The sequence below is a fragment of the Gemmatimonadota bacterium genome, assembly GCA_016719105.1.
Taxonomy (GTDB): domain Bacteria; phylum Gemmatimonadota; class Gemmatimonadetes; order Gemmatimonadales; family Gemmatimonadaceae; genus SCN-70-22.
The window spans coordinates 26,126-38,393 of record JADKAQ010000046.1 but is presented as its reverse complement, the minus strand read 5'-3'; the positions used below and the strand labels follow the sequence as shown (position 1 = coordinate 38,393).

Genomic DNA, 12,268 nt, shown 5'->3' with positions numbered 1-12,268 from the left:
GATGCACCAAAGCATCTCGAAGCGAATCTCTGCCGGCGCGACCGTCGCCGTGCTGGTGTTATCCGCGTTAGGTGGGGTGGCGTGCTCCGGCAAGGCGAGTGCCCGGCCGTCGACCGCGTCGGACACGGAGCTGCTGCACCAGGCGGTGGACCAGCTGAGCGACGTCATCATCTACGACATCTTCTCCCCGCCGCAGGCGAGCCGCGTGTATGCGTACGCGAGCGTGGCGGCGTACGAGGCGTTGCGGCAGGGGGACACCACCTATCGCACGCTGGCGGGGCAGGTGAACGGCCTCGCCCCCGTGCCACGCCCTGCGCCCGGAGGGACGCTGTCGTACCCGCTGGCGGGGGTGCACGCGTTCATGGTGGTGGGGCAGGCGCTGACCTTCTCGCGGGCCCGCATGGACTCGCTCCGGGTCGCGATGGACGCGCGCTACGAGCGGCGCCTCCCGGCCGACGTGTATCGCGCGTCGATTGCCTATGGCGATACGGTGGCCACGCACATCCTGGCCTGGGCGGGGCAGGATCGCTTCAAGGAGTCGCGCGGCTGGCCTAAGTATTCGGTGACGCAGGCGCGCGAGCGCTGGATTCCGACTCCCCCCGCCTACATGGACGCGGTCGAGCCGCACTGGGGCGAGCTGCGCCCCTTCGTGATGGACACCGGGTCGCAGTTCCGCCCCGAACCGCCGCTCCCCTTCGACTCCGTGGCCTCGTCGCCCTTCATGAAGGAGGCGCGTGAAGTCTACGAGGTGAAGGCGAAGCTCACCGACGAGCAGCGGGAGATCCTCGCGTTCTGGGACTGCAATCCGTACGTGATGCACGTGCAGGGGCACACGATGTTCGCCACGAAGAAGATCACCCCGGGCGGGCACTGGATGGGGATCGTGGGGCTCGCCTCGCGCAAGGCAGGGGCCGACCCGCTGCGCACCGCCGACGCCTACGCGCGCACATCGATCGCCCTGGCCGATGGCTTCATCTCGTCGTGGGACGAGAAGTACCGGAGTTCGCTCATTCGCCCAGAGACGTACATCAATCGCTACATCGACGAAGCATGGGAGCCGGCGCTGCAGACGCCGCCGTTCCCCGAGTACACGAGCGGCCATAGCGTGATCTCGAACGCGGCGTCGACGGTGCTCACCGACATCTTCGGCGACAGCTTCGCCTTCAGCGACTCGACGGAGATGTCGTACGGCCTCCCGGTACGCAGCTTCCCGTCGTTCGCCGACGCGGCGAACGAGGCGGCGATCAGCCGGTTGTACGGCGGGATTCACTACCGGCGCGCGATCGACCAGGGGAGTGCGCAAGGCAAGCGGGTCGGGGCGCTGGTGGTGGAGCGCATCCATACGCGTCCCAGCGGGGCCGTCGTCGCGGCTGGCCATGACCGTTAGGCATCGTTGCGCACGCGCGCTGCGGGGGCTCGCCCGGCGGACGAGTATCTGGGTGGCACTGGCGGCCGTCATGGCGCCGACGATCGCGGCGACGCAAGGGACCGCGACGACCGGGGCGCTCCGCCTCGCCTCGCCCGACGGGCGCAACGAGGTGACGGTCCTCGTGCGCGAGGGGGGGCTGTACTACGCCGTGTCGCGCAAGGGACGCCCGATCGTCACGCCATCGCGGCTGGGCTTCACCTTCCGCGGCGCGCCGCCGCTCAAGGATGGACTGCGCATCACCGGGTCCTCGAACGCCGCGCACGACGAGACGTGGACGCAGCCGTGGGGCGAGGTGGCGCGCGTGCGCGACCACCATAACGAGTTGAAGGTATCGGTCGAGGAGACACAGCCGCCGGGGCGCCGCCTCGTCGTCGCCTTCCGCGCCTTCAACGACGGCGTCGGCTTTCGCTACGAGCTCCCCGCGCAGGACGCGCTCCGCGACTTCACCATCATGGAGGAGCTCACCGAGTTCGCCATGGCGGACGATGCGCGCGCCTGGTGGATCCCGTCGTTCCGCTTCAACCGCTACGAGTACCTCTATCGCGCCTCGCCGGTGAGCACGCTCGACACCGTGCACACGCCGCTGACGATGGAGACCAAGGACGGGACGCACGTGGTGATCCACGAGGCGAATCTCGTCGACTATGCCTCGATGAACCTGCGCGCCAACAAGGAGCAGGATCGCACGCTGCACGCGGTGCTGGCGCCGATGGCCGATGGGAGCGCCGTCACCGCGCGCACCCCGTTCCACACGCCGTGGCGCACCATTCAGCTGGCCGACCGCGCCGCCGACCTCGTCCCGTCGGTGCTCGGGCTCAACCTCAATCCGCCGAACGTCATCACCAACACCAGCTACATCACCCCGATGAAGTACAACGGCATCTGGTGGGGGATGCACCTGGGGACGTGGTCGTGGGAGTCGGGGGCGAAGCACGGTGCCACCACGGCGAACACGAAGCGCTACATCGATTTTGCCGCGGCCAACGCGCTCGGCGGGACGCTCGTGGAAGGGTGGAACATCGGGTGGGACGGCAACTGGATCGAGAACGGCGACAAGTTCTCCTTCACCCAGCCGTACCCCGACTACGACCTCCAGGGGGTGGCCGCGTACGCCAAGTCGAAGGGGGTCGCGCTGATCGGGCATAACGAGACGGGGATGGGGGTGGCCAACTACGAGCGCCAGCTCGATAGCGCCTTCGCCCTCTACCAGTCCCTCGGCATCACCGCGGTCAAGACGGGCTACGTGGGCGACAAGACACGCGCCGGCGACGCCCATCACTCGCAGCTCATGGTGCGCCACTTCCGGAAGGTGGTGGAAACGGCGGCGAAGTACGGGATCACGATCGACGCGCACGAACCCATCAAGGACACCGGCGAACGTCGCACCTACCCGAACATGATGACGCGGGAAGGGGCGCGTGGGCAGGAGTACAATGCGTGGGGGGGCGAAGGGGGCAATCCGCCGGAACACGAGACGATCCTCTTCTTCACGCGATTGCTCTCGGGGCCGATGGACTACACTCCCGGGATCTTCGACATCTTCCTGACCAGCGCGGGGAAGCCGCGCACGCCGGAGCAGCCACGACCGCGCACTACGCTCGCCAAGCAGCTCGCCCTGTACGTCGTGCTGTACTCGCCGTTGCAGATGGCGGCCGACCTCCCGGAGAACTACGAGGGGAAGGCGCCGTTCCAGTTCATCCGCGACGTGGCGGTCGACTGGGACACCACGCGTGTCCTCACGGGCAAGATTGGCGACTACGTCGTGGTGGCTCGCAAGGCGAAGGGGAAGGACGAGTGGTTCGTTGGTGGGATCACCGACGAAGAGGGGCGCACCTTCGACCTCCCGCTCAACTTCCTCGGTGCCGGCAAGCGCTACGTGGCGGAGGTGTACGCTGATGGGCCGGGGGCGCACTGGCGTGACAACCCGCTCCCCGTCGCGATCGCTCGGCGCCCGGTGAGCGCGACGACGACGCTGCGCATGGTGCTCGCCCCTGGGGGCGGACAGGCGATCCGCATCAGGGCAGTGCGTTAGGCATGGCGAACGGTCGCGACGGATGCGCGGTGGGAACGCGATGAGCGGGAGTCGCAGGCGGCGGACGAATGCCCTCGCGGCGGCCTTCGCCGCTGGGGCGCTGGCCGCCGTGGCGTGCGGCGAGCGCGCGCCGGCGGAACCGCCGCTGTTCGAGCTGCTCACCCCCGAGGCGACCGGCGTGGCGTTCACCAACACGCTCCCCGAGTCGCCCGACTTCAACATCCTGAACTACCTGTACTACTACAACGGCGGCGGGGTCGCGGTGGGCGACGTGAATGGCGACGCCCTCCCCGACCTGTACTTCTCCAGCAACCTCGAATCGAATCGTCTCTACCTCAACAAGGGGGACTTTCGCTTCGAGGACGTGACGGAGAAGGCGGGGGTTCAAGGCCCCGAGGGGTGGAAGACCGGCGTCACGATGGCCGACGTCGATGGCGACGGCGATCTCGATCTCTACGTCTCCGCCGTCAGCTACCTGGGGATGCACGGCCGCAACGTGCTGTACGTGAACGATGGGCGCGGGATCTTCGCCGACCAGACGCAGGCGTTCGGGCTGGAGCACGTGGGGTACTCGACGCAGGCCGCCTTCTTCGACTACGACCTCGACGGCGACCTGGACATGTACCTGCTCAACCACTCGACGCACACCGAGCGTGCGGTCGGGTCGCCGGCGCTGCGCAAGATCAGGCATCCCACGGCCGGTGACCGCCTCTTTCGCAACGACGACGGGCGCTTCACCGACGTGAGCGACGCCGCCGGGATCTACGGCGGGGTCGAAGGCTACGGGCTCGGTGTCGTCGTGAGCGACGTGAACGTCGACGGCTGCCCAGACCTCTACATCGCCAACGACTTCCAGGAGAACGACTACCTCTACCGCAACAACTGCAACGGGACCTTCACCGAGTCGATCGCGCGCGCCACCAAGCATACGTCGCGCTTCTCGATGGGGGTCGACGCCGCCGACTTCGACAACGACGGCCTCCCCGACCTCGCCGTCCTCGACATGCTCCCCGAGCGCGAGGATGTGCTCAAGACGTCGGCGTCGAGCGAAGGGTTCAACCTCTTCGACCTTCGCGTGCGCGCCGGCTACTGGCCGCAGTACGCCCGCAATACGTTGCAGCTGAATCGCGGCGACGGCCGCTTCTCGGAGATCGGCTACCAGGCGGGCGTGCAGGCCACCGACTGGAGCTGGTCGGCGCTCTTCGCCGACCTCGATGACGACGGGCGCAAGGATCTCTACATCACCAACGGGATCTACCGTCGCCCGAACGACCTGGACTACATCAACTACGTCGGCAACGAGGCGATGCAGTCGTCGCTGGCGCGCGGGGTGACCCGGGAGAACCTGGCGCTCCTCGACAGCATGCCGCGCATTCCGCTGGCCAACTACGCCTTTCGGAACGAGGGGAACTATCGCTTCGCCGACATGGCCGAGCGGTGGGGGCTCGCGCAGCCGGGTTTCTCGAATGGCGCTGCCTACGCGGACCTCGACAACGACGGCGCGCTCGACCTGGTCGTGAACAACATCGCGGCCCCCGCCTCGATCTACCGTAGCCGCGTGCGCGAACGCACGAAGCACGCTTGGCTCTCGGTCACGCTGCACGGTGAAGGGAAGAACACCGCTGGCATCGGCGCGCGCGTGCAGGTCTCCGCGGGTGGCGTGACGCAGACGCTGGAACAGATGCCGACGCGCGGCTTCCTGTCATCGGTCGACCCGCGGCTGCACTTCGGATTTGGCGCGGCGTCGCAGGGCGACTCGCTCGTCGTGGTCTGGCCCGACCGGCGCCTGCAGGTCGTGAAGCCGCTCCCGCTCAACCGTGCCCTCACGCTCGAGCAGAAGGACGCGACGTCACGCTGGTCGCCGACGCCAGCCACCTCGGCGCCGCTCCTCACCGACGTCTCCCCCGAGCTGGGGGAACCGGTGCGCCATCTCGAGAACGATTTCCTCGACTACGATCGTGAGCCGCTGATGCCGCACCGCCTCTCCACCGAGGGGCCGGCGCTGGCCAGCGCCGACGTGAACGGCGACGGGCTCGACGACCTGTACGTTGGTGGGGCCAAGTGGCAGGCGGGGAGGCTCCTCGTGCAACAGCGCGACGGGAGCTTCCGCCCCTCGCCCCAACCGGCGTTTGCCGCCGACTCCATCCCCGAGGATGTCGACGCCGCCTTCTTCGATGCCGACGGCGACGGCGACCAGGACCTGTACGTAGTGAGCGCCGGGAACGAGTTCTGGGGCGACGCCGAGCAGCTCGACGACCGGCTGTATTTCAACGACGGGCGTGGCACCTTCAGCCGCAACGCCTCGGCGCTCCCGCCCTTCCACGAGAACGGGAGCTGCGTCCTCCCCGGCGACTTCGATGGCGACGGGGACCTCGACCTCTTCGTGGGTTCGCGTGTCGTCTCCCGCGCGTACGGCCTCACGCCGCGCAGCCACCTGCTGCTCAACGACGGCCGCGGACAGTTCCGCGACGTGACGGCCGACCAGGCGCCGGCGCTGGCCGAAGCGGGGATGGTCTCGTCAGGCGGATGGGTCGACTACGACGCCGACGGCAAGCTCGACCTGGTAGTGGCAGGGGAATGGATGGCGGCGCGTGTCTTCCACCAGGAAGGGGGAAAGTTCGTCGATCGCACGCAGGAGGCCGGGCTTGGTGGCAGCGAAGGCTGGTGGAACAGCGTCACGGTCGCCGACCTCGATGGCGACAACCGCCCCGACCTCGTGCTCGGCAACCTGGGGCTCAACGCCTATGTGCGCGCCACCACGAGCGAGCCGGCGCGGCTCTACGTGGCCGACTTCTTCAAGACCGGCTCGCTCAAGCAGATCCTCACGTTCCACAAGCATGGGACCAGCTATCCCGTGGTAGGGCGCGACGATCTCGTGAAGCTCATGCCGCCGTTGCGGCAGAAGTATCCGTCGTACAAGTCCTTTGGCGCGGCGACGCTCGAGGAGATCCTCCCCTCGTCGGAGCTGGCGAGCGCGAAGGTGCTGGAGGCGAAGACCTTTGCCTCGGCCGTCGCCCTCGGAACGGGGAAGGGGTTCACGCTCGCGGCGTTGCCGGCCGAGGCGCAGTTCTTCCCCGTGTATGCGGCCATGGCACGCGACTTCGATGGCGACCGGAAGGTCGACCTCCTGCTCGGCGGGAACTTCTACGGCGTGACGCCGGTGTACGGGCGGTACGATGCCGGGTATGGCCTCCTGCTGCGTGGAGGCGGCGACGGGACGTTCAGCGCGATGGACATGGCGACGAGTGGTGTGCGCATCGACGGTGAGGTGCGTGCGCTCGTCCCGGTGCGCGGCACGAATGGGCGCGCCTCGGTGGCGGTGGCCCGCAACAATGAAACGCTGCTCCTTCTGCGTGCACGTGCCACGGTGGGCGTCGTGCCCTGAGTTCCTCCCTCCCCGGCCGCTCGCTCGGCCGACTCGGGTTGTCCCCGTTCCACTCCCCCTCCTTCGACCCTCCGCTCCCCTCGCTCGAGGCTTCGATGCCAGTCACGCAACTGAGGACGCTCGACTACGTGGTGATGGCGATCTATTTCGCCGTGGTGCTCGGCATTGGCTGGGCGCTTCGGCGCAAGATGCGCACCTCCACCGACTTCTTCCTCTCCGGCCGTTCGCTCCCTCCCTGGGTGACGGGACTCGCCTTTCTCTCCGCGAACCTCGGGGCGCAGGAGGTGATCGGGATGGGGGCGTCGGGGGCCAAGTACGGGATCGCCACCGCGCACTTCTATTGGGTCGGTGCCATCCCGGCGATGGTCTTCGTCGGGTTGTTCATGATGCCGTTCTATTACGGCTCGCGCGCGCGCTCCGTGCCGGAGTACCTCAAGCTGCGCTTTGACGAGAAGACGCGGACGTACAACGCGATCTCGTTCGCGGCGATGACGGTCTTCTCGTCCGGCGTCTCGATGTACGCCATGGGGAAGCTGCTCAACCTGCTGCTGGGGTGGGACTTCGACACGAGCGTCCTCGTCTCGGCGGGGATCGTGCTGGCGTACGTCTTGTTAGGCGGGTTGACGAGCGCGATCTACAATGAAGTGCTGCAGTTCTTCATGATCGTCTTCGGCTTTGCGCCGCTGGTCTTCCTCGGCCTGCGGGCCACGGGGGGGTGGGAGATGCTGCAGCATCGCCTCACGCAGGCGGCGATCAACGCGCAGATCACCCCCACGTCGTATACCCACGTGTGGAAGGGGATGGGCGATCCCGCGACCAACTCGATCGGGGTCGAGGCGTTCGGGCTCCTGATGGGACTGGGGTTCGTCCTGTCGTTCGGCTATTGGTGCACCGACTTCCTCGTCGTGCAGCGCGCCATGGCGGCCGATTCGATGACGGCCGCGCGACGTACGCCGCTGATTGCCGCGGTCCCCAAGATGTTCTTCCCCTTCCTCGTCATCCTGCCCGGGATGATCGCCCTCGTGTTAGGCGGCGGCGAAGGGGCGACGGCGGTGGGCGGGATCGGGCAGGGGCTGATCCCGGCGAAGCTCGGGGCGAACGGGGCGGCCCTCATCGACGCCACTGGGCGCACGGTGCTGGACTACGACCTGGCGACGCCGATGATGCTGGTGACCCTCTTCCCGACCGGGATGCTCGGGCTCGGCCTCACGGCGCTCATCGCGTCGTTCATGTCGGGGATGGCGGGCAATGTCACGGCCTTCAACACGGTGTGGACGTACGACATCTACCAGTCGCACATCCGGAAGGGGGCGAGCGACGAGCACTACCTGTGGATGGGGCGCGTGGCGACGGTGGGCGGCATCCTGCTGTCGGTGGCGGCGGCGTACGCGGCCGGGGCCTTCAACAACATCATGGAGTTCCTGCAGCTCGTCTTTGCCTTCGTGAATGCCCCGCTGTTCGCGACGTTCGCGCTGGGGATGTTCTGGAAGCGGAGCACCGGGCACGGCGCCTTCACGGGGCTGGTGGCGGGGACGTTAGGCGCGGTGGTGCACCACGGGATCTCGCTCGCGCGCGGGGCGATACCGGGGATCAAGGGCGGCTACTTCGCCACGATGCTGACGTATCCGAGCGAGCTGGCGCAGACGTTCTGGACGGCGACGGCGGCCTTCACGACCTGCCTGGTCGTCACCATCGTCGTCTCGATGATCACGCGCCCGCGGCCGGACGAAGAGCTCAAGGGACTCGTGTACTCGCTCACGCCCCGACCCACGGAAGGGCACCTGACCTGGGTGCAGAAGCCCGCGACGTTTGCCATCGCCGTGCTGGCGATGACGGCCGTCCTGAACGTCATCTTCTTCTGACCCCGGCCGGAGATCCGTCATGAGTGGTGCAGCGGGAATGGACCTCAGGTACCCGATCGGTGGGCTCTTCACCGTGCTCGGGGTGCTGCTGGCCGGCTACGGCTTCGCGACGCGTGGCGACGTGCAGCTGTACGCGCCGTCGGGGAACCTGAACATCAACCTCCTGTGGGGGGTGTGATGCTCGTCTTCGGCCTCCTGTTCCTTGCGCTCGCCGCCGTTGCGGGACGTCGCGAGGCGAGCGATGCCGCCGGTGCCGGGCGCGAGGACCGCGGGGGCGCGCGGGGGCGCGATCACTAGCCCCCGCGTGACGTCAGGCGAGGCGCAGCAGCTGGAATTCCGCGTCGATCTCCAGGTCGGCCGTCTCCCCCTGCGGGGCGATGAGCCGGTGCTCGAGGTCGAGGATCCGGTCGATGATCGGGTCGTCGACGTCGCGCGCCCGTGCCTTGCGGCGCTCGCGCGTCTGTTCATGCGTCGCCGAGCAGAAGATTCGGACGTCCAGGTCCGAGAGCTGCAACACGTACGTTCCCTCGACCACCAGGACATCGCTCGCGCGGAAGTCCAGCGTCTGCGTCACGAAGCGGTTACCCGGGTAGTCGACGAGCGGCGCGTCCACGGTGTGCCCCAGCCGGAAGGCATCGATGTGGTCGGCGATGAGGTCGAGCTGCACTTCCTGCGGCCCGACGTTCGCTTCGATGTCGAGCAGGCGGAACTCATGGTTGGTGCGCGGGGGGCGGACGAAGTAGTCGTCCTGGTACAGGACGTGGGCGCGGAGCCCGGCGTTGGTCAGCTCCTGTGCCAGCGAGCTGGCGGCGACCGACTTGCCGCTCCCCGATTCGCCGGCCACGCCGACGACGAGTCGTGCGCCGCCGCCGAGCCAGAAGTCGGAGCGCAGGATCGCAATGATGCGGCGGGCGCGTTCGAGCGAGTCGGGGGACAGGTTGTAGCGATCGGTGTTGCTCATGGGAACGATGGCGCGAGGAGTTCTCGCGGCGCGTCGGAGCCGGCGAGGTGGAGGAAGAGGAGCCCCGTGGCCGTGTACGCCATGTGCGGCGTTCCGCCAGCTGCACCGGTGCGCCCGTGCAGGTACTCCTCGAATTCGAAGCTGGGGGCGGCGCCGAGCGCGCGCAGCACCTCGCGACGCAGGCGCGGGAGCTGCTCGTGATGCCCCGTTTGCACCTGGCCAAGTGCCAGCCATCCCAGCCAGATGGGCCAGATCCCGCCGTTGTGGTACTCGTACGGCAGGTTCCGGAAGGCGTGCAGGTGGTAGCGCCGCAGCGCCGGCCACTCGGCGTCGCCCTCCTCGATGACCGGATGGAAGACTGGCGGCAGCGCCCCCTGCTGCAGGAACGCCTGGTCGATCCAGGCCAGCGCCTGCTGCGCGCGCTGCGGGGCGATGCCCGACACGGCGAGCAGCGCGCAGGCGGCGAGATCGAACATCTCGTGCCGGTGCACCGGGGTGAAGGCGGCGATCGGGCGCTGCGGCCCCGTCTTGTCGCTGGCGAAGAAGCGTTCGGAGATCGTGTCGGCGATGCACTGCGACTTGTCGAGCCAGGCCGGCTCGCCGTACGTCGCGCCCAGCAGCCGCAACGCCCACGCGCGCAGCACCTGGTCGTAGAGGATGTAACCGTCGTAGATGTACTCGTCGGCCCAGTTTCCCCCCGTGGGGATGTACATGAGGTGCCGGCCGTTGTATTCCAGGGCGTTGAGGCAATGCACGGCACGCTGCACCGAGTCGCGATAGTCGGCGGGGTCGACGGCGCCGGCGCGGGCGGCGAGCCCGATGCCCACGAGGTACCAGGTGGCGGCATCGATGCGCGGGGCGAGCGTGCCGAAGCTCACGTGCGGTCCGGCGTCGCGCATCTCGAAGTTGGACGCCACCTGTCCTTCGGGGCCTTGCAACTGACGAAGGTGCTCCAGCGTGCGCACGAGCCCTGCCGTGATCACCTCGTCGCGGAGCAGGAGGCCGGCGACGCCGGCCATCACCGCGTCGCGGGCAAAGACGGCGCGGTAGTTGGCGGTCGACGAACGCGAGGCGTGGATGCCGTGCGGGCCGCACAGGTCGCGCAGCAGCGCCACGGACTCGGCATCCAGTGAAGGAAGAAATGTCACGGCTCTCTCTGGTGGGGAGCTCCCGGGGTCAGTCTCACAGGTCGTACGGAGGATAATCAGGTGGCAGGAGCAGCAGCGACCATCGGGGATGTCCCCGCACACCGTGCGACCGCCAGGCCGAGGCTCTCGTTCTGGCAGATCGTGAACATGAATGTGGGGTTCTTCGGCATCCAGTACAGCTTCGGGCTGCAGCAGGGGAACATGAGCCCGATCTACAAGTACCTCGGCGCCGACGAGGCCTCGCTCCCCCTGCTCTGGCTGGCGGGGCCCATGACCGGGCTTCTCGTGCAGCCCATCGTCGGGGCGATGAGCGACCGGACGCTGAGCCCGCGCGGGCGACGCACGCCGTACTTCCTCGTCGGCGCCGTCCTCTGCTCGCTGGCGCTCCTGGCGATGCCCTTCTCGCAGGCGCTGTGGATGGCGGCGGGGCTCCTCTGGGTGCTCGATGCGGCCAACAACATCACCATGGAGCCGTATCGCGCCTTCGTGAGCGACCGGCTCGATGCCTCGCAGCACTCCATCGGCTTCCTCACGCAGAGTGCCTTCACCGGGTTGGGGCAGACGCTCTCGTACCTCACGCCGAGCATCCTCGTGCTGCTGGGGATGAATCGTGACGCGGTGAACGGGCGCGGCATCCCGTACATCACGGTGGGGGCATTCCTCATCGGCGCCGTCTTCTCGATCTCGTCGATCCTCATCACCGTGCGGACCACCCCCGAGATCCCGCTCACCGATGAGGAGCGCCGGCGCATCGAGGCGCTGCCGCGTGGCTTCGGGGCCGCGCTCACCGAGGTGGCTGAGGCGTTCAAGGACATGCCGACGGCGATGAAGCAGCTGGCGGTGATGAAGCTCTTCCAGTGGTACGCGATGTTCTGTTACTGGCAGTACATCGTGCTCTCCATCTCGGTGACGATGTTCGGCTCGTCGGATGCGAACACCGCTGGCTTCCGCGAGGCGGGGCTGATCAACGGGCAGATCGGCGGCTTCTACAACTTCGTCGCCTTCGTCGCCGCCTTTGCCATGGTCCCATTCACTCGGCGGTTTGGCCCCAAGGTCATGCACGCCATCTGCCTCACGCTGGCAGGGATCGCGATGCTGTCGATTCCCGGGATCACCGACCGGACGTTGCTCTTCATCCCGATGATCGGGGTGGGGCTGGCCTGGGCGAGCATCATGGGAAACCCGTACGTGATGCTGGCGGGGAGCATCCCGCAGGAGCGCGTCGGCGTCTACATGGGGATCTTCAACATGTTCATCGTGATCCCCATGATGATCCAGATCTTCACCCTGCCGCTGTATTACAAGACGTTGTTAGGCGGCAACCCGGAGAACGTGATCCGGCTGGCGGGGGCGCTGCTCATCTGTGCGGCGGTGGCGGTGATGTTCGTGAAGCTGGCGCCGGGGGCGGGGCAGGATTCTCCTGCGCCGCGCGGCACCGGGCATTGAGCGGG

At 67.8% G+C, this 12,268-nt stretch carries 8 protein-coding genes; 6 read left to right on the top strand and 2 right to left on the bottom strand.

What is annotated here, in order from left to right:
• The first annotated feature begins 1 nt into the window (after position 1).
• The 5 genes from IPN47_24470 to IPN47_24450 all read left to right on the top strand — a co-directional run bounded on the left by IPN47_24470 (position 2) and on the right by IPN47_24450 (position 8,886).
• A complete protein-coding gene (locus tag IPN47_24470; protein ID MBK9411129.1) occupies positions 2-1,387 on the top strand; it encodes a vanadium-dependent haloperoxidase in 1,386 nt (461 codons plus the stop codon).
• Positions 1,377-3,461, top strand: a complete 2,085-nt coding sequence (locus tag IPN47_24465) for a glycoside hydrolase family 97 protein (GenBank protein ID MBK9411128.1) — start codon at positions 1,377-1,379, stop codon at positions 3,459-3,461. Before IPN47_24470 ends, IPN47_24465 begins: the two co-directional genes overlap by 11 nt.
• 40 nt (positions 3,462-3,501) lie before the next feature.
• On the top strand, positions 3,502-6,846 hold the full coding sequence (locus IPN47_24460; GenBank protein ID MBK9411127.1) for a VCBS repeat-containing protein: 3,345 nt from the start codon (positions 3,502-3,504) through the stop codon (positions 6,844-6,846).
• Positions 6,847-6,941: 95 nt separating this feature from the next.
• Positions 6,942-8,708, top strand: a complete 1,767-nt coding sequence (locus tag IPN47_24455) for a sodium:solute symporter family protein (protein MBK9411126.1) — start codon at positions 6,942-6,944, stop codon at positions 8,706-8,708.
• A 37-nt stretch (positions 8,709-8,745) separates the two neighbouring features.
• Positions 8,746-8,886 carry a hypothetical protein gene (locus IPN47_24450; protein ID MBK9411125.1) on the top strand — a complete coding sequence of 47 codons (141 nt, stop codon included), beginning with the start codon at positions 8,746-8,748 and terminating at the stop codon, positions 8,884-8,886.
• Between the two features lie 132 nt (positions 8,887-9,018).
• On the opposite strand, the gene IPN47_24445 is transcribed toward IPN47_24450, so the two are convergent.
• The gene (locus IPN47_24445; protein ID MBK9411124.1) at positions 9,019-9,669 is read right to left on the bottom strand and encodes a hypothetical protein; all 651 of its coding nucleotides are present in this window, start codon (positions 9,667-9,669) and stop codon (positions 9,019-9,021) included.
• Entirely contained in the window at positions 9,666-10,817 is a 1,152-nt protein-coding gene (locus IPN47_24440; GenBank protein MBK9411123.1) for a hypothetical protein, read from the bottom strand. Before IPN47_24440 ends, IPN47_24445 begins: the two co-directional genes overlap by 4 nt.
• 147 nt (positions 10,818-10,964) lie before the next feature.
• Here IPN47_24440 and IPN47_24435 point away from each other — a divergent pair, with 147 nt between their 5' ends.
• On the top strand, positions 10,965-12,263 hold the full coding sequence (locus IPN47_24435) for an MFS transporter (GenBank protein ID MBK9411122.1): 1,299 nt from the start codon (positions 10,965-10,967) through the stop codon (positions 12,261-12,263).
• Positions 12,264-12,268: the final 5 nt, after the last annotated feature.